Raw genomic sequence first — 18,287 nt, forward strand, 5'->3', positions numbered from 1 at the left:
CGGCTGCCGCCGATCATTCATCCGTCCGCAGGACCGTCTTTTCGAACCATTCCTTGATCTCGTCCCGCACCGTTCGGAAGGCCTCGAGCGTTTCCTCGTCATCCCCTTGGGCGGCGGCCGGGTCCCTGAAGCCCATGTGGACCCGCTTGTATCCGGCCGGGAAGACCGGGCACGACTCGCGCGCATGGTCGCAAAGGGTGACGACCCAGTCGAAATCCCGGCCCAGGAAACGGTCGATCGATTTCGACTGCTGCCGGCTGAGATCCATCCCGAGCTCTGACATCGCCCGGCGGGCGATCGGGTGGACCTCTGTCGGTTCGGTGCCGGCGCTGAAGGCCTGATAGCGGTCGCCGTAGAGATGGTTGACGAGCGCCTCGGCCATTTGCGATCGGGCGGAGTTGTGCGTACAGACGAACAGAATGGTCTTCCGTTCCAAATCCATGGGTGCAGGATGCCTCCAGCTATGAGATCATCGGTTGATCCCCGGATGGGGGTGGGTCCGGGGGAGCTCCGGGGCGCCTCCGCAAGTCACCCGGCGCGGGCGGGCGGGGGTTCTTTGAGGACGATGTTGAAGGTGCTGCCTTTGCCCAACGTGCTTTCGACCTCCAATCGGCCGCCGTGGGCCTGGACGATGTGCTTCACGATGGCCAGGCCCAGTCCCGTCCCCCCCTCCTGCCTGCTGCGTGCCTTGTCGACGCGGTAGAAGCGCTCGAAGATGCGCGAGAGGTGTTCCTTCGGGATGCCGTAGCCTTGGTCGCTGATTCGGAGTTCGGCGCCCTCGGGTGTTGTGTGGCCCTCGATCCGCACCTCTTTGCCCGGGTCGCTGTACTTGATGGCATTGTCCAGGAGGTTGACGATGGCCTGCTCGAGCCTCAGGGGGTCCATGCCGACCTCGAGATCCGCCGGGCAGCGGATGTCCAACCGGATGTCCTTCAGCCGGGCGGGTTCTGCACAGACCTGCACCGCCGTCTGAATGACGTCGAGCAGCCGCCCTCTGGTCAGACGAACCTCCCCGCTTTCCGTCTCTTTTTCGATCCGCGACAGGCTCAGCAGGTCCTTGATGATGGCTTCGAGGCGGGCCACGTGCTTCTCGATAATCCCGAGGAACCTCTGTGCGTTTTCCGGCTCCGTGAGGGCGCCTTCCTTCAGGGTTTCCACGAATCCCTTGATCGCCGTCAAGGGGGTTCTGAGCTCATGGGAGACATTGGCGACGAAATCCCGGCGCACATTCTCCAGTTGACGCAGCCGGGTCACATCGTTCAGGACGATGAGGACGCCTATTTGCCGGCCCTCCCCGTCGCGGAGGATCGAACTGCCGGCTTTCAGAAAGCGCTGGGTATTGCCGGCCAGGACCAGTTCCTGTTCGATGGGCCTGCGCTGCTCGATGGTGTCCCTCGCGAACCGCTGCAGGCCCGGGTAGCGGGCCACCTCCTGAAGGCTGCGTCCGCGTGCATCCTGCGGGGTCCATCCGAGCATGACCCCCGCCGCAGCGTTCAGGGTCAAGATCCGTTCGTCCATATCGAGTGCGATCACACCGTCTGCCATGCTGGCCAGGATCGCCTCCATTTCGTTGCGCTGCTGGGTGGCGGCAAGGATACGGCCGCGGAGCTCCAGGGCCATCCCGTAAATCGCTTCCGCCAGGGAGGCGATTTCCGTTCCGCCCTTTTCAACAGGGGGCCTCGATGGGGCGTTTCCAGCCGAAAGTCCTTCGGCCCATTCCCTGAGGATATTCATGGGGCGCACGGTCCGGCGCGAGACCAGAAAGGCCAGAAGGGCAGCGAGAACCGCCGTCAGCACTCCGCCCTCGACCATTCGCACCTTCGCTTTCCGGACCGTTTCCTTGATGTGATCGATCGGGGTGGCGGCCCTCACGAAACCCATCATGCGGCCTTCCTTGAAAAGGGGCAGGGCTGCATACAGAAAATGGTAATCCGTTGTGCGGCTGAAGCGCTGGACGTGACCGAATCCTGTGACGGCTGCCTGCTTGATCTCGGGCCGGTCGAGATGGTTGTCCATGTTGCCCGGATCTTCACGGGAGTCGCCGATGACCCGGCCGTCGGCCAAGAGGACCGTCAGCCGGGTGGTGCTCATCCGTCCGGTGGTCTTGCAAAACTGATCGACCGCAGCTTCGTTGAGCGGATCGAGGTGTTGCAGGATCTGGGGGGAGACCATGCCGGCGCGGATGCCGAGGTCCTGGAGGGCTTGGTCGAAGATGAAACCGGTGAGCAGGTGTGTGGCGAACCAGGCGGAGGCCATGATAGAGAGGAGGGTGATGAGAAGATAGGAAGGGTAGAGCTGCCAGATGAGCCGCCTTCTTTTCGCCATCGATCTATTCCTTGAAGCGGTACCCGACGCCGCGCACCGTTTCGATGTAGTGTCCTGCGCCCCCGAGTTTTTTCCGAAGGCCGACGATTTGGACGTCGACCGATCGGTCCGTAACCGGGTAGTCGTCTCCACGAACCGCATCGACGATCTGTGCGCGCGTAAAGACCCAGCCGGGCCTGCGGGCCAGATAATTCAGGATCTCGAATTCGCTGAAGGTCAGCTGCAGCGGTTCGCCGTTCAGGAGGACCTCGTGCCGCCCGGGGTGGATGACGAGGTCGTGGATTCGCAGCACGCCTTCGGGGTCGGGCTCAGGCGGGGTTTTGCGACGGAGCACGGCCTTGACCCGGGCGGTCAGGACGCGCGGGCTGAACGGCTTGGTGACATAGTCGTCCGCCCCCAGCTCGAGTCCGGTGACGACGTCCGTCTCCTCTCCCTTGGCGGTCAGCATGATGATCGGGATGTGCCGGATCTTCGGATCATATTTGATCAGGCGGGCGACCTCCAGCCCGTCGATCCCCGGGAGCATCAGATCGAGGAGCAGGATGTCCGGCGGGTTTGCCTTGACCAGCTTCAGGGCCTCCTCCCCGGTTTCGGCACAGGTGATTTGGAAGCCTTCCCTGGAAAGATTGAAACGGACCAGTTCCAGGATGTCCGCTTCGTCATCGACGACGAGGATCTGTTGTGTCGGCATGGCTCTTCGCCTTCATCGGCCGTTTCGGTCCGAAAGGAATCTTTTGGTTCAATCTGGGCGTCCATCCGCGCGATGGCGTGTCCGGCGACCTATCCGCACGCCTCAGCGCAGCCGCTTGATTTCCCTCATCTTGGCCAGACCGGGACCCGCCGCGAAGGGGTGGGACTGATCTGGAACCTGTTTCGTGCCCGAAGCCTCGTTTCCCGGCGGACTCCAGATCGAAACGTGAATAATCAGCAGAATATACAGCGAATGTTAGAATCACGCAAGAAAGGTGTTAGAAAATGGAAGCGGGGCGGATGCAGTCATTGTCCTGCAAAAAAGAATGCCGCCCCCTTTTGTTGTCGCTTCTGGTGTGTTTATTCCATGCAGGTCTTCGAGAATTGCTCGTCGATGGGGACCGGGTAGCAGCCGTCGAAGCAGGCCAGGCAGAGTTCGGAACGCGGGATGACGGTGGCCCGGACGAGGTTTTCGATGTGGAGGTAGCCGAGGCTGTCGAGGCCGATATAGTCCCGGATCTCATCGACCGAATTCTCGGCGGCGATCAACTCGCCGCGGGTGGTGAAATCGATTCCGTAGTGGCAGGGGAAGCGGTGCGGGGGGCAGCTGACCAGCATGTGCACCTCGCGGGCCCCGATCTTGCGAAGCGTCTGGATGCGGGTGCGGGCCGTCGTGCCGCGGATGATGGAATCCTCGATGATCAGCACCCGCCTGTCTTTGAGCATCTCCTTCACCGGGTTCAGTTTGACCTTGACCCCGAAGTCCCGCATGCTCTGCGAGGGCTGGATGAAGGTCCGGCCGACGTAGTGGTTCCGGATGACGCCCATTTCGAGAGGGAGGCCCGAGGCCTGCGCATAGCCGAGGGCGGCGTAATTGCCCGAGTCTGGAAAGGGCATGACGAAGTCGACGTCGCGCGGGAATTCCTCCGCCAGCAGCTCGCCCTGCCGCTTGCGGAAGAGGTAGACGTTCTGTCCGAAGATCGTGCTGTCGGGCCGCGCGAAGTAGATCAACTCGAAGATGCACTGGCTTTTGGGGCAGGAGACGGCCGCCGGGATGCTCCGGAGCCCGTCCGCGTCGATGATGAGGATCTCCCCCGGGGCGATCTCCCGGATGAATTCGGCCTCGATCAGGTCCAGGGCGCAGCTTTCCGAGGTGATGACGTAGCTCGAGTTGACCTTCCCGAGGCAGAGGGGCCGGAATCCGTTGGGATCCCTCACCGCCACGAGGCTGTCTTCCGTCATGAGGACCATCGAATAGGCGCCCTTGACCCGCTGCATGGTCTCGGTGAGGGCCTTTTCGAGGCCGTCCCGCAGGCTTTTGGCGACCAGATGGAGGACCACCTCGCTGTCCATGCTGGTTTGGAAGATGGAGCCCTGATCTTCGAGCTCCGAGCGGATCTGCCTGGCGTTGACGAGGTTGCCGTTGTGGGCGATGGCGAGGGAATGGCCCGAGAACTGGACGCGGAAGGGCTGCGCGTTTACGAGGAGCGAGGAGCCGGTCGTGGAGTAGCGCACGTGCCCGAGCGCCATGTGCCCCTTGAGGCGGTTCAGGATCGGCTCGTCGAAGATGTCGTGGACGAGCCCCATGGCCTTGTGCTCCTGGACGCGCCGGCCGTCGGAGGTGACGATCCCGGCGCTTTCCTGCCCGCGGTGCTGCAAGGCGTAGAGGCCGAAATAGGTCAGCTTGGCGGCGTCCTCATGGTTGTAGACGGCAAAGATGCCGCACTCGTCGTGCGGCCGGTCTTCAAGGAGGTGGGGCCGCAGACAGAGGCCATCCGCGCAGGGCTTCATCGGATCTCGGGTATCGGTCGGCACGGTTCGATTCCAATCGTTTCAAGGGGCTTGCTGCACCCGGGGCAGGGCCGAACCTGCCGGAGCGCTTCCCCTGGTTTGAGGTTAAGGTTGGGTGTGGTACTCCTGGATGGTCTTCACCGCCAGATCCCCCTGGACCATGGCCTCGATGGCGAGCGCCGTCGCCTTCGCGCCCGCGAGGGTCGTCGTGTAGGGGAGGTCGAGGGCGAGGGCCGCCCGCCGGATGGCCGAGGATTCCGAAACGGCCTTTTTGCTGCTGGTGGTGTTGATCACCAGGGCGATCTCCCTGTTCTTGATCATGTCGAGAATGTGCGGCCGCCCTTCACGGACCTTGTTGACCGGGGTGTTGGCGATGCCGTGCCCTTCCAGAAAACGGGATGTCCCGTGCGTGGCCAGGATCTCGAAGCCGAGCCCGGCCAGCAGCTGGGACGCCTTGATCAGACTGTCGCGCTTGTCGGAGTCGCGGACGCTCACGAACACCCTGCCGGCGAGCGGAAGCCGCTGCCCGGCGGCCAGCTGGGACTTCGCGAAGGCACGCCCGAAGGTCGCGTCGATGCCCATCACCTCGCCCGTCGATTTCATCTCCGGCCCGAGCACGGTGTCGACGTCGGGGAAGCGTGAAAAGGGAAAGACCGATTCCTTGCAGGAGACGTGCGCGGGAGCGGCTTCTTCCCTCAACCCGAGATCCTTCAGCGCGGCCCCCATGATCACCCGGGTGGCGAGCCGCGCAAGCGGCACGCCGGTGGCCTTGCTGACGAAGGGCACGGTGCGGGAGGCGCGCGGGTTCACTTCGAGTACATAGACGACGCCGTCCTTGACCGCATACTGGATGTTCATGAGGCCCACCACCCCGAGTTCCCTCGCGAGGGCGCAGGTGTGCCGCTTCAGTTCGTCGAGGACGGCGGGCGGGAGGGACATGGGCGGGAGCACGCAGGCGCTGTCCCCGCTGTGGATCCCGGCCTCCTCGATGTGCTCCATGATCCCGCCGATCAGGGTGTCCCGCCCGTCCGACAGGGCGTCCACGTCGATCTCGGTGGCGTCTTCGAGGAAACGGTCGATCAGGATGGGCTTCCCGGGCGAGACGTCCACGGCCGAGGTCATGTAGTAGAGGAGATCCTGTTCGTCATAGACGATCTCCATGGCCCGGCCGCCGAGGACGAACGACGGGCGCACCACCACGGGGAATCCGATGGTGCGGGCGACCTGCACGGCCTGCTCCGGGGTGACGGCGATGCCGTTTTCGGGCTGGAGGATGCCGAGCTTCCGGAGAAGCACCTGGAAGCGCTCGCGGTCCTCGGCGCGGTCGATGCTGTCGGGGGAGGTGCCGAGGATGGGTACGCCGGCCTCGGCCAGGGGCACGGAGATGTTGAGCGGGGTCTGCCCGCCGAACTGGACGATGACCCCTTCGGGCTGCTCCTGGCGCACCAGGTGGAGGACGTCTTCCGTCGTCAGCGGCTCGAAATAGAGCTTGTCCGATGTGTCGTAGTCGGTGCTCACGGTCTCGGGATTGCTGTTGACCATGATGCTCTTGATCCCGAGTTCCCGGAGCGCCATCGAGGCCTGCACACAGCAGTAGTCGAACTCGATCCCCTGGCCGATCCGGTTCGGCCCGCCGCCGAGGATCATGACCTTCCGCCGGTCCGAGCGGCGGATCTCGTTTTCCTGCTCGTAGGTGGAGTAGAAGTAGGGTGTGTAGGCCTCGAACTCCGCCGCGCAGGTGTCGACCAGCTTGTAGACCGGCTCCACCCCTTTGGCGAAGCGCACGGTCCGGACGGCCTCTTCTGTGATGCCGTGCAGGAGGGCGAGCTGCCGGTCCGAAAAGCCGCAGGCCTTGACGTCCTGCCATTCGCCGGCGTCCCAGTCCTCGAGCCGTTCACCGGCCGCGGCACGCGCGCGGATGCGGTTTTCCGTCGCGAAGATCTGCTGCAGGTGGAAGAGGAACCAGGGGTCGATGCGCGTCAAGGCGTGGACCCGGCCGATGTCCATTCCCAGGCGGAAGGCCTCGCGGATGTAAAAGAGGCGCCGCGAGTTCGGGTGGATCAGCTTTTCTTCCACCTCGTGCGGGTCCGGGGGCGGCTCGAAACTTCGGGGGCTGTCCGCCCCGAAGCCGGAGCGCCCGATCTCGAGCGAGCGGACGGCCTTCTGGAGCGCCTCCTTGAAGGTCCGGCCGATGGCCATGGTTTCCCCCACCGATTTCATCGAGGTGGTCAGGAGGTCCCGGGCGCCGGGGAACTTCTCGAAGGTCCAGCGGGGGATCTTGACGACGCAGTAGTCGATGGTGGGCTCGAAGGAGGCGCGGGTCTCGCGCGTGATGTCGTTGGGGATCTCGTCCAGGGTGTACCCGACGGCGAGCTTCGCGGCGATCTTCGCGATGGGGAAGCCGGTCGCCTTGGAGGCGAGGGCGGAGCTGCGCGAAACGCGCGGGTTCATCTCGATCACCACCATCTCCCCGGTCCGGGGGTGCACGGCGAACTGGATGTTGGAGCCGCCGGTCTCGACCCCGATCTCGCGGATGATGCGGATGGCCGCATCGCGCATCGTCTGGTATTCCCGATCCGTCAGGGTCTGCGCAGGGGCCACGGTGATGCTGTCGCCCGTGTGCACCCCCATGGGGTCGAGATTTTCGATGGAGCAGATGATCACCACGTTGTCCTTGAAATCCCGCATCACCTCCAGCTCGAACTCCTTCCAGCCGATGAGGGACTCCTCCATGATGATCTCGGTGATCATGCTGGCGGCGAGCCCGGACGAGGCGAGGGCTTCCATCTCCTCCTGGTTGTAGGCGATGCCGCTCCCGATCCCGCCCAGGGTGAAGCTGGCCCGGATGATGAGCGGGTACCCGATTCGCGCGGCCGCGGCGCGTGCCTGTTCCATGTTGCGGACGATGTCGCTCCGGGGGACCCGGAGGCCGATCCGCTCCATGGCGTCGCGGAACTGCTCCCGGTCTTCGGCCTTCAGAATGACGGGGAGCGAGGCCCCGATCATCTCCACCCCGAGCCTTTCGAGGGCCCCCGTCTCCGCCACCTTGACGGCGGTGTTCAGGCCCGTCTGCCCGCCGAGGGTCGGCAGGATGGCCTGGGGCCTTTCCCTTTCGAGGATCTGGACGACCATCTCGGGGGTGATGGGCTCGATATAGGTCCGGTGCGCCGTCTCGGGGTCGGTCATGATGGTGGCGGGGTTGCTGTTGATCAGCACCACCTCGTAGCCTTCCTCTTTCAGGGCCTTGCAGGCCTGGGTGCCCGAGTAGTCGAACTCGCAGGCCTGCCCGATGACGATGGGGCCTGACCCGATGATGAGGATCTTCTGGATGTCTGTTCGCTTTGGCATGGTCCGGATTCAGGGCTGCGGCTTGGGGTTGCGGTGGCGCTTCATGAGGGCGATGAAGCGGTCGAAGAGATACGCGGCGTCGTGGGGCCCCGGGGAGGCCTCGGGGTGGTACTGGACCGAGAAGAGCGGGATCCGCTTGTGGACGAGGCCCTCCAGGGTGCCGTCGTTCAGATTGACGTGGGTGACTTCCACGTCCTTTTCGGCGAGCGAGCCCATGTCGACGCAGAACCCGTGGTTCTGGGAGGTGATCTCGACCTTGCCCGTCGTCAGGTCCTGGACGGGCTGGTTGCCGCCGCGGTGCCCGAACTTGAGCTTGAACGAGGTGCCGCCCAAGGCGAGCCCGATGAGCTGGTGGCCGAGGCAGATGCCGAAGATCGGACGCTTGCCGAGCTGGTCCCGGATGGAGGCGATTCCGTAGGTGACGGCCGCCGGGTCGCCCGGTCCGTTGCTGAGGAAGAGGCCGTCCGGGTCGAGGCGGTCGATCAGCGCACCCGGCGTGTCGGCGGGCACCATCAGGATCGTGCAGCCGCGCTGCGCGAGGGAGCGGAGGATGTTGTATTTGACGCCGAAATCCATCGCCACGACGCGCCAGGCGCCGGGGCGTTCCGGCCACCGGAAGCCCTCGAGTCCGCCCTCGATGGGGGAGGGGTTCCCCTCGGTCCAGAGCATGGGCCGCCGGCAGGTGACTTCGCGCACCAGATCGAGGCCGAGCATGTCGGGGGCCTGCCGCGCCTTTTCGACCAGGGAATGAGGGTCGAGATCGCGGGTCGATAGCGCCCCCCTCATGGCACCCGATACGCGCAGGTGCCGCGTGAGGGCCCGCGTGTCGATTCCCTCGAGGCCGGGGATCCCGGCGGCGGTGAGATACTCCGCCAGGCTCCCCTTCGAGCGCCAGTTGCTGGGGTATTCCTGGTATTCCCGCACCAGGAAGGCCCGCACCTGGATCCGGTCGGATTCCACGTCCTCGTCGTTGACGCCGTAGTTTCCCATGAGGGGGTAGGTCATGGTCACCATTTGCCCGCAGTAGGACGGGTCCGTGAGGACCTCCTGGTAGCCGGACATGCTGGTGTTGAACACGACCTCGCCCACCGCCTCGGCGGGGCCGGTGAACGATCGGCCGGGAAAGAGGGTGCCGTCTTCGAGTGCAAGCAATGCTTTCATAGGCTGCGTACCGGGCTAATGGCGCCGGGTCTGTTTTGAAATCGGCTGCTTCCCGATGCCTGAAAAGCGGGCCGGGAATGGCTTCGGATGACCTTGGGGGTTCGGGTCGGCTCCCCCGGAGGGGTCCCGGGCCGGACCTCAAAAACCTCAAACAATCATAATGAAGGATATGTCCAGTCTATGTCAACAGGATATACCCGCTGTCACAGACACCCGGCACCGGCAGCCAGCGCTTTAGGGGTCTGCGGTTCGACCCACTCATCGAGGCCGTCTTTCTGGAGGGCCTTCTGCACGGCGGATCGCGGGACGATCTTGCAGTAGACCTCGCTCGGGGCCCTTCGTTCGCCCTCGATCTGCAGGAGGTCCTCTTCGACCGAGATCCCGAAGAGCGCCTCGTTCTCCTTCAAATAGGGCAGGACGAGCCGCCAGTCTCTGTCCTCCAGCGGTGCGATCTCCCCTCCGTTCAGTTGCTGGGCGTCCACGGTCCGCCAAGGGTCTCTGATGTAAATGGCGCCGCCGGAGGCGAGGGAAAACAGGTTCGATCCGGGATAAGGGGTCGGCTGGGGGACGACGCGGCCTTCCGCGTCGAAGTGGACCCCGTTCAGGATCACGAAGCCGCCGCCGTTGTGAGGGTCGCCCGCCATGAAGGACTCGGCCAGGTAGTCGAGGCAGGTGCCGTTGATGACGACCCTGGGCCGTCCGACGGCGTTGATGAGCGGCCTGCCGGCCGCGTTTCCCATCACGTAGACTTCCCCGCCCTTGGCGCCGTACATGAAGGTCTGGCCGGTGTCGCCGTAGATGACGAGCTTGCCGGACTTTATGATCTGCCCGAGCTGGTCCTGGGCGTTTCCATGCACGCGGATCTGCATGCCGTCGATCCCCGAGGCCAGGTAGTCTCCGGAGCTGCCATAGATATCGATGCGGACGCCGCCCGAATCGGGGCCGAACCCGCACCCGTGAAAGCGCTGACCTTTCAGGCCGAAGACGATGAAGCGGCGCCACCCGCGGTGATAGGCCTCGGCCATGAGGCGGCTGTCGCAGTGGTCTCCTTCGGGCGGAAAGAGCGCTGCATCGATGACCAGCACCTTTTCCCCATAGGCGGGTCCGCGGAAGAACCTGCGGGTCTCCCAGTCGATCAGGCGATAGGCGCTCCGGTCCTCCTCCCGGTCGAGCGACGGGAAATGGCGCAGGATCGTCTCGAGGGTCTGGTTGAGGAGTTGCAGGACCGAACGGCGCTTCTTGTCGAAGGTCGGGTAGCGCCGGTCGATCAGGTCCGTGAGGCACTGGAGGGCCGCCTCGAAATGGGCGTCGCCCTTGAGGGCCCAGGACTTGATCTCCTGCAGGCAGTCGAAGAGGTCGGCGTAGTCCCAGGCGGCGATGCCGTCGCGGACGTAACGGTAGAGAAGATCGGGGCGCTGCAGCTCGAAGAAAGAGGCGATGTCGAATCGTCCGCTGCCTTCGCCCTCCATCAGGTAATAGACCCGCCCGGGCAGATAAGGGGTTTGGCCGGGCGGCACCCGGATCTCCCGCCCGAATTTGTCGCTGCAGGTGAGGCGGCGCTCGAGCGGGTTCCCCTCGTCCTGGAGGTCCAGATTGAAGAGGAAGGCGCCGCCGTCGGTGTGGCTGCCCCCGCGGGCGTTCCAATAGAGATCGGCCACGGTGCCGATGCGCGGGTCCTCGTCCGAGAGGCTCTTCAGGGTGGCGTCGATCGCTTGCTTTTCCGAGCAGACGAGGCCCACCTGCACCTGCCCGTCGTGAAGCGCGAAGACCTGGGGGCGCAGCATGGCGGTGTCGGTGATGCCGATCAACTGCAGCCGGCGGTTATCCGTATCGTTTCTGGCAATGATGAAGAACCAGGGGCCGTCGGGAGACCCGTGGATGTGCGCGGCCTGGAGGGCGCGGTAGACCGCCTGCTTTTCGGGCGGCAGCTGATCGAAGTCCCGCTCCATGGTGGGGGCCAGGGCCTCGATGACGTATTCGAGCGGATAGCCGTAGGTGCGGCTGTAGAGGTCGAAAAGGAGCACCGAGACCTCGGTGTCGGTCAGGAACAGGGGCCGAATGTTCCGCTGACTGAGGTATTCGGCTACGGAGTGGTAGTTGGCGAAATCCCCGTTGTGAACCAGGGCCTCGTTCAGGCCGATGAAGGGGTGCGCGCCGCCCGGGTGCCAGACCCGGCCCTTGGTGGGGTAGCGCTGGTGGGCGATCCAGACGTGGGCCTTGAAGTTTTCGAGCTGGTAGTACTGGACGACCTTCTCGGCGTAGCCGACGATCTTCAGGATGAAGAAATTCCGGCCGTGGGAGAGGACGAAGGCGCGCTGCCTGCCGTAGGCGTCGTAGTAGGTCCGGTTGATGCCGAAGCTGTTCCGGTAGACGAATTCGTCCTCGGCCCGGCGCGCCGGCAGGCCGTCGAGGCCATTCTGGGTCTGGAAGGCCAAGAGCGCAGGTGGTTTGACCCGTACGAAATAGCGCCAGACGTCGGGGGGGCGGACGTCCAGCCCCCGGATGTCGCGGTAGTCTTCGACGTGGGGGATCTTCTCGCTCAGGTGCACATCGAAGTGAGGGGTGATCCACTTTTCCTCCAGGCCCCGGATGACGTTTTCTTCCATCACGGCGATCTGGAGGATGTAGTCCTCGTCCAGGATCTCCCGGGAGACGCCGAGCATGCGGGGGTCGAACCCCATGGCGGCAATGCCGCCGCCGCGGCCGTTCCCCCGGTTGTGCATCTGTTTGGAGGGTTCGAAGATGTGCCGGCCCCTGACCGGGATGCTGCAGGCGAATCCCGTCACCCCGCAGCCTCCTTCGGCCTCGGTCTCGAAGCGCTCGCGTCGCTCGAGGCCGTCGAGGAGGGGTTTGCGGCTGCGGATGATCCGTTCTATAGTTCGGGCGTCTTGCATGATCTGCCTCTTTAGGTTTCCGGCCGGAAATGGTCTTTTTAGCCAATCTCGGCGTCAATCTGCACGTTTGCTTGTGCGGCGACCTACAGGTCGCCTCCGCGCAAACGCTTGATTTCCTTGATATTGGCTAAAAATCCTCATTTCGGGCTTGGAAACCGGGTTTTATCGGGAAATCATTTTCGCCGGTGCTGCGGCGCAAAAAGGCCCTATTTTCCGTTGACCGGGCGTCCTCAGGCGGTCCGTGAATGATCGGCGGCCCTGCGCCGGAAATGTTCACCGGTAATCCAGATGCGCCAGGCAGTCCGTTTGCCCCACGAGTTCGGAGAGGCTCCGCATGCCGAACCTTTGGAGGATGCGCACGAGCTCCCTGCGCCAGGCGGTGAACAGGTTGACGATGCGCTGGGTGCCCCAGTCGAAGTCTATCAAATGCATGAGCTCCGGGTCCGTCGTCGCGATCCCCCGGGCGCAGCCCCGCCCGCTCTCGCAGTTGTGGCAGCGGATGCACTCGAGGGCGACGAGGTCTGCGGTGCCGGTGCAGATCCCGTCCGCTCCGAGGGCGATGATCTTGGCGAGGTCGTGCGGCGTGCGGATGCCGCCGCTGGCGATGACCGTGACCTGGTCGCGGACACCCTCTTCCTGCAGGAAGCGGTGGACCCTCGGGACCGCGTACTCGAGCGGCATGGCGATGTTCTTCTTGGCGATGTCGGGTGCGGCCCCCGTACCGCCGTAGCTTCCGTCGAGGTGGATGATGTGGGCACCGGCGTAGTAGCTCCCGACCGCCACCATGTCGACGTCGGTGGGGGTCGAGACCTTGACCGAGACGAGGGCCTTGGGGTTGATCGCCTTGATCCAGTCGACATGCTTCTTGTGGTCCTCGACGGAATAGACGCTGTGGAACGGGAAGGGCGAGAAAAGCGGGTGCCCCGCCACCGCCTCGCGCATGCGCGCGACCCCCGGGGTGACCTTGTCCCCGAGGAGGTGACCGCCGAGGCCCGGTTTGGCCCCCTGCGCGTATTTGAATTCGACGATCCGGACCCGCTGGATGGTTTCTTCGCGCACGCCGAAAAGGCCCGTTGCCACCTGCGTGATGACGTGGTCGTCATAGGGTTTGAGCTCGTCCGGGTAGCCGCCTTCGCCGGTGCAGCAGAAGGTGCCGAGGAGCGCGGCCGCCTTGACGCGGCTCAACATGGTGGTGATGCTGACGGAGCCGTAGGACATGCCGCCCCCGTAAAAGGGGACTTCGATGCGGATCCTGTGGGCGTGGTCGCCTCGCCGGTTCAGCTCGACCCCCACGTCCACCCCGTCTCCGTCCTCTGTCCAGGTGGATCCTCTGGGAGGGCACCCGGTTTCTCCCTTTCGGGCGCCTGAACTCGATGGCCACGGCGCCGATCTCTCTTCCTTCGCACCGCCCCCCGCCGTTGAGCCGCCCTCCTTCCGGAAGCGCAGCCGCAGTTTGTCGAAGCCGCCGCCGGCTGCGCCGGTGCGGTATTCGAGCCCCCCCGGCGGCACGGTGCCGGTCTCGGCCATGTGCCAGGTGCTCGCCAGCAGGTCCGGCGTCCAGCGGAAGTCTCCCAGGGTATCGAAATCCACGCTGCGTTTGAGGCTGAGGGCGCCCTCGGGGCATTTTAGGTGGCAGGGGTCTTTGCAGTCGTGCCCCACGCAGAGATAGGCGCGGGCGACCTCGACCCGTTCGCGCCTCATGACGTGAACGCGGTAGGGGCAGCATTCGACGCACAGACCGCAGGCGATGCAGGCCGAGGTGCGGTGAAGACGGTACTTCCCGATCGGGTTGCGAAAGCGCGAGGGCGTTCGGACCACCTCGGGGAATCGAAAGGGGGAGGGGTTATTCGAGTTCAAAGCCTTCCTCCATCCGGCCGAGGGACCCGAAGGTCTCCCGGTCGAGCTGTTCGAAAAACATGGCGCGGCCCACCTCGCCCCTCAGGCGCCGAGCGTCGCGGATCCCCATCGCCCCCATGACCTCCAGGAGCTGGTTGTGCCAGGCGCCGACAAGGTTGACGACGCGCGAGGCGACCCAATCCGGTGCGGCCCGGCCGATCTCGACGGGGCAGGGGAGACCGTCTGTGCAGCGCCGGCAGACCCGGCATTCGAGGGCGATGAGGAGCGGAAGATCGATGAAAACGGCGTCCGCCCCGCAGATGATGCTTTTGGCCACCTGTTCGGCCATGGCGATCCCGCCGCTCACGAGGAGTGTCATCTGGTTCCGGATGCCCATCTCGACCAGCCGCAGGTGCACCGCGCGTATCCCGTCCTTCAGGTAGCGGGCATCGGTGTCGCGCCAGCGCCCGTCCACGCCCCCCTCCAGATGGATGATGGGGACGCCGGCATCGGCAAGCTCCGCGGCCCGTTCCTGCGCGTCTTGCACCAGGGGTATCCGGAAGGCCGCGAGGGCGGAGGGGAAAAGGGATTGGAGACGCTCGAAACGCCCGCGCCAACCTTCGTCCCAGCCCATCTCGACGATTCTGAACCACTTCGGCACCCGCTGCAGATCGTCCACGCCGGGGTCGAGCACAGGGATCAGAGAGGGGCCGAACTCCCCCCAGGAGGCCCTGACCCGGCCGAGGGGAACCGAGAAAAAGGTCCCCAGGCGGCGGGCGGCAAGCGCCCAGCCCTCGAGGGTGTCCTCGGATCCGTCGCCGAAAGGCGGCAGGCGCAGGATGATCGGGAGGGGGATGGCGTCGACCTGCGGGCCTTCTGAGGCCACGCCGCCCGCCTCGTCGAAGAGGAGATGGGCGGGGGCCTTTCCCAGGTCGACGGCGGTGCTGATGTACTCGCGGCCGTGGATGCCGTCGCGGGTGGGCCGGACGATCTCCGACATATCGGTCCACATGGCGTCGAAGCCCGGGCCGCTGAAGGGCCCCGGATAGCCGGCGCCCGAGACAGGAATCTTCCCCGTCTCGGCCTGGTACCAGAGGCGGGCGATGATGTCGGGGGTCCAGTGCGCGTCGCCCATCGCCGTGTATTCCGGGTTCCTGGACTTGTGGATGAGTTCCCTCGGGCAGCTCTGGACGCAGCGCATGCAGTTCATGCACTGGTTGTCGATGGACTCGATCATCTGCCGGGGGTTGAGGCCGCGGCGGTCATAGACGCCGTAAACGCAGAGCTTTTTGACGCAGACGGCGCACTTGAGGCATCCCTCCTCCCAGGCGATGATGCCCGAGGGGGTCAGCGGTTCGAAGCGGTGCGGCTCCGGTTTGGTCTGGATGAGGTATTTTGCGGGCATGGGAGACTCCTACGCCGGGGCGTCCGAGCGGGGGAGGAGCAGGGCGCGTTCGACGATTTCCCCTACGGCCTCTTCCCACTCGATGGCCATGATGTGGACGCCGCTTACGCCCGGCATCGCCTTGAGGGCCTCGATGGTTTCGACACAGATCCGGATCCCTTCCTCGCGCTGATTTTCCTTGGGGACACCCTCCATGCGCCGGATGATGTCGTCAGGCACATCCATGCCGGAGACCTTGTTCTTCATGTACCGGGCCATAGCGGCGGACTTCAGGGGGGTGAGGCCCCCGAGGATGAAGGCCTTTTCCGTCAGACCGCGGTCACGCGCCCGGTCGAGCCATTCGACGAAGCGCTCGAGGTTGTAGATGCATTGGGTCTGGATGAACTGGGCCCCGGCTGCGATTTTCTTCACAAGGCGCACGACGCGGAAGGGGAGCGGGTCGGCGAAGGGGTTGGCCGCCGCCCCGATGAAGAGATCCGGTGCGCTGCTGAGAGCCTCGCCGCCGAGGATCCGCCCTTCATCCCTCATCGCTTTGACCGCCTGGAGGAACTGGATCGAGTCGAGATCGAAGACCCCCAGGGCCTGCGGCTGGTTTCCAAAGCAGGGGTGGTCGCCGGAAAGGCAGAGTAGGTTCCGGATCCCGAGGGCCGACGCCCCCAGGACGTCGGATTGGAGGGCGATCCGGTTGCGGTCCCGCACCACCATCTGCAGCACCGGGTCGAGGCCCGCGCCCTTCAGCAGGCTGCAGGCCGCAAGACTCGACATGCGCACGATCGCGGTCTGGTTGTCGGTGACGTTGACGGCGTCCACCCTGCCGCGCAGGATGTCGGCCTTCTTCAGGACGACGCCGGGGTCCGCCCCTTTCGGGGGGCCGCACTCTGCGGTCACGGCGAAGGCGCCGCTTTCGAGAATATGCTTCAGTCGGCTCATATCGGGATCACCTCTGCTGATCTTCTCTCATGATTTTGCGGGGCCCCCTGCCCTGCTTCCGGGACCAGTCCTTCGGAGGGTGGATGGCCTCGAGCCGCTCGAGGGCATCGAACCGGCCGAGCCGGTCGATGATGATCTGCCAGGCACAGGGCTGTTCCGGGTCAACCTCGCAGCGGCCGTTCATGGAGCCGCCGCAGGGGCCGTTCAGGAGGTGCTTGGCGCAGCGGGCGAGAGGGCAGACGCCGCCGAACTCGTAAAGCATGCAGTCGCCGCAGCCGACGCAGCTTTCCACCCAGTAGCCCTGGTCCTTTGTCTCTCCGATGAACTCGGTGTCGAGGGCGGGAATGACGGGGATTTCGGGATACATATCGGCCACGGCCTGGACGCCTGCACCGCAGCCGAGCGACAGGATCGCATCGTAGCGGTCGAGGGTCTCATCGAGGAGGACGACAAACTCCCGGACGCACTGCCGGTCGAGGGTCTTCTCCTCGATCCGGACGTCCTCCCCGTTCATCTTGGCGGCCATGCGAAGGGCCGAGCCCAGCATGGCCGTTTCCTTTTCGCCCCCCGCCGCGCACTCGGCGACGCAGCTGCCGCAGCCGAGCACGAGCAGGCGCCTGTAAGGGGCGATCATCCCCCTGATTTCATCGAAGGGCTTCTGTTCTGCGGTAATCATGATCTCCTTCTCCTTATCGGTGGAATAGGGGAACAGGCTCGATCAGAGACGCCGTGACGGGCTGTCGCATCGATGCTCTGGAAATGGGCTTCACCGCACGGCTGTTGCGAGGACCGGGGAGGGCGCGAGGTGTTGGATTTGTCGGAAGATCTCCGGCACCCATTCGGCCAGGGTCCGGGGCGTTTCGGGGGAGCCCGTGATCAGCCCTACCCGTTCGGGTTCGAGCCCGATCGCCGCCAGGATTCCGCGGGTCCGGGCGACGCGCTTCCGGGCGCGGCGGTTCCCCTCGAAGTAGCGGCAGGCCCCTTCAGGGCAGGTGATGACGTAGGCTGCGTCGGCGAATTCCTCGAGGGCCTTGAGAAGGTGCACGGGTTCGAGGCGGCCGCTGCAGGGGATGGGGAAGAGGCGAAGAGCCTCCTTGTATCGTCTTTCGAGGGCGCGCCGTTCGGCCTCGCCGCCGCCGGGCACCTGCCGGCAATAGAAGAGGGCGAGGGTTTGATTCTCCGGTTGGTTCATCTTGAGGTTCAGTCCTTTCAGCAAGCGATCTGACATGACAGCTTAGCAAAGTTTGCTTTTGCATGCAAGATAAATAATTAATTTGTATAATTAAGTTATATTGAAAAGCTGCGGAAATCATCAGCATGGCTAATAGATCTCCTCGGTGCTGAGGGGCCGGATCCTCGGCTCGTCCTCCGCGGGCCCGGCAGGTTCGCGAGGTTGTCCATGTCATCGATTCGGCCGGACCGCCGCTGCAGGCGCTCACCCACCGGGTAGGGCCTTCGCCTGCAGGGGTCTTCGCACAGAGGATGCCACTGATAAAGGCCGGGCCCGGGCGGGATTTGCGTTCGCTCCAGGAGCGGCAATCGCCAGGGGATGGTCTGCTGCCGCCTGTTTCGTGGTTGCGGAGGGGCGTATTTCGGCGGTGCACAATCCCGTGCCAGAGTCCCAAGTTTTTGTGCAATGCGTGCCCTTCGTAGAGGGCGCCCCGGCATAGACGTGCCGAGCCGGCCGTCAACGGTTCGTGTGGGGCGACGCCTGTCAATTTTATGGGTTTGGCACCAGGTACATGCTGGACAAAACCCCGAGGTCCAACCGCTCAGCGGGTTGGGATCTCCGGGCGTGGTACGTTTTTTGCTTATAATTAATACGAGTAAACCCCCGGCTTTGCCGGGGAGACACGCAAAGTTTGACAATTCCGGGAATATACGAAAGCCTCCAAGATTGTGAACCG

Annotated in this window: 12 protein-coding genes; all 12 read right to left on the reverse strand. The window is 64.6% G+C overall.

Going from position 1 to position 18,287, the window contains the following annotated elements:
• Positions 1-13 precede the first annotated feature (13 nt).
• The 12 genes from H567_RS0113135 to H567_RS24835 all read right to left on the reverse strand — a co-directional run bounded on the left by H567_RS0113135 (position 14) and on the right by H567_RS24835 (position 17,608).
• On the reverse strand, positions 14-442 hold the full coding sequence (locus tag H567_RS0113135; protein ID WP_084517277.1) for an arsenate reductase ArsC: 429 nt from the start codon (positions 440-442) through the stop codon (positions 14-16).
• Positions 443-528: 86 nt separating this feature from the next.
• Positions 529-2,325, reverse strand: coding sequence for an ATP-binding protein (locus tag H567_RS0113140; RefSeq protein WP_028321754.1), 1,797 nt, complete (start codon positions 2,323-2,325; stop codon positions 529-531).
• A gap of 4 nt (positions 2,326-2,329) precedes the next feature.
• Positions 2,330-3,016, reverse strand: coding sequence for a response regulator (locus tag H567_RS0113145; protein WP_028321755.1), 687 nt, complete (start codon positions 3,014-3,016; stop codon positions 2,330-2,332).
• A 359-nt stretch (positions 3,017-3,375) separates the two neighbouring features.
• Positions 3,376-4,806 carry an amidophosphoribosyltransferase gene (gene purF / locus H567_RS0113155; RefSeq protein ID WP_051184829.1) on the reverse strand — a complete coding sequence of 477 codons (1,431 nt, stop codon included), beginning with the start codon at positions 4,804-4,806 and terminating at the stop codon, positions 3,376-3,378.
• Between the two features lie 105 nt (positions 4,807-4,911).
• Positions 4,912-8,154: a carbamoyl-phosphate synthase large subunit gene (gene carB, locus H567_RS0113160; protein WP_028321757.1), complete on the reverse strand. Its 3,243-nt coding sequence runs from the start codon at positions 8,152-8,154 to the stop codon at positions 4,912-4,914.
• 9 nt (positions 8,155-8,163) lie between these two features.
• Positions 8,164-9,315: a glutamine-hydrolyzing carbamoyl-phosphate synthase small subunit gene (gene carA, locus H567_RS0113165; RefSeq protein ID WP_028321758.1), complete on the reverse strand. Its 1,152-nt coding sequence runs from the start codon at positions 9,313-9,315 to the stop codon at positions 8,164-8,166.
• A 203-nt stretch (positions 9,316-9,518) separates the two neighbouring features.
• Positions 9,519-12,209: a GltB/FmdC/FwdC-like GXGXG domain-containing protein gene (locus H567_RS24825; RefSeq protein ID WP_051184831.1), complete on the reverse strand. Its 2,691-nt coding sequence runs from the start codon at positions 12,207-12,209 to the stop codon at positions 9,519-9,521.
• A gap of 273 nt (positions 12,210-12,482) precedes the next feature.
• Positions 12,483-14,066, reverse strand: coding sequence for a glutamate synthase-related protein (locus tag H567_RS0113175; RefSeq protein ID WP_028321759.1), 1,584 nt, complete (start codon positions 14,064-14,066; stop codon positions 12,483-12,485).
• Complete coding sequence (locus tag H567_RS24830; protein ID WP_035254397.1) at positions 14,053-15,450, reverse strand: glutamate synthase-related protein; 1,398 nt, start codon at positions 15,448-15,450, stop codon at positions 14,053-14,055. Before H567_RS24830 ends, H567_RS0113175 begins: the two co-directional genes overlap by 14 nt.
• 9 nt (positions 15,451-15,459) lie before the next feature.
• Entirely contained in the window at positions 15,460-16,380 is a 921-nt protein-coding gene (locus tag H567_RS0113185; protein WP_035254399.1) for a methylenetetrahydrofolate reductase, read from the reverse strand.
• 7 nt (positions 16,381-16,387) lie between these two features.
• Positions 16,388-17,056, reverse strand: a complete 669-nt coding sequence (locus H567_RS0113190; RefSeq protein WP_028321761.1) for a methylenetetrahydrofolate reductase C-terminal domain-containing protein — start codon at positions 17,054-17,056, stop codon at positions 16,388-16,390.
• Between the two features lie 90 nt (positions 17,057-17,146).
• Positions 17,147-17,608 carry a hydrogenase iron-sulfur subunit gene (locus tag H567_RS24835; protein WP_084517279.1) on the reverse strand — a complete coding sequence of 154 codons (462 nt, stop codon included), beginning with the start codon at positions 17,606-17,608 and terminating at the stop codon, positions 17,147-17,149.
• Positions 17,609-18,287 lie beyond the last annotated feature (679 nt).

The sequence above is a fragment of the Desulfatiglans anilini DSM 4660 genome (assembly GCF_000422285.1).
GTDB classification, from domain to species: domain Bacteria; phylum Desulfobacterota; class DSM-4660; order Desulfatiglandales; family Desulfatiglandaceae; genus Desulfatiglans; species Desulfatiglans anilini.

Bases quoted from the DNA above. Each gene is read 5' to 3' on its own strand.
- H567_RS0113135 (WP_084517277.1), bottom strand. From the start codon at position 442: ATGGATTTGGAACGGAAGACCATTCTGTTCGTCTGTACGCACAACTCC.
- H567_RS0113140 (WP_028321754.1), bottom strand. From the start codon at position 2,325: ATGGCGAAAAGAAGGCGGCTCATCTGGCAGCTCTACCCTTCCTATCTT.
- H567_RS0113145 (WP_028321755.1), bottom strand. From the start codon at position 3,016: ATGCCGACACAACAGATCCTCGTCGTCGATGACGAAGCGGACATCCTG.
- purF (WP_051184829.1), bottom strand. From the start codon at position 4,806: ATGAAGCCCTGCGCGGATGGCCTCTGTCTGCGGCCCCACCTCCTTGAA.
- carB (WP_028321757.1), bottom strand. From the start codon at position 8,154: ATGCCAAAGCGAACAGACATCCAGAAGATCCTCATCATCGGGTCAGGC.
- carA (WP_028321758.1), bottom strand. From the start codon at position 9,315: ATGAAAGCATTGCTTGCACTCGAAGACGGCACCCTCTTTCCCGGCCGA.
- H567_RS24825 (WP_051184831.1), bottom strand. From the start codon at position 12,209: ATGCAAGACGCCCGAACTATAGAACGGATCATCCGCAGCCGCAAACCC.
- H567_RS24830 (WP_035254397.1), bottom strand. From the start codon at position 15,450: ATGCCCGCAAAATACCTCATCCAGACCAAACCGGAGCCGCACCGCTTC.
- H567_RS0113185 (WP_035254399.1), bottom strand. From the start codon at position 16,380: ATGAGCCGACTGAAGCATATTCTCGAAAGCGGCGCCTTCGCCGTGACC.
- H567_RS0113190 (WP_028321761.1), bottom strand. From the start codon at position 17,056: ATGATTACCGCAGAACAGAAGCCCTTCGATGAAATCAGGGGGATGATC.
- H567_RS24835 (WP_084517279.1), bottom strand. From the start codon at position 17,608: ATGTCAGATCGCTTGCTGAAAGGACTGAACCTCAAGATGAACCAACCG.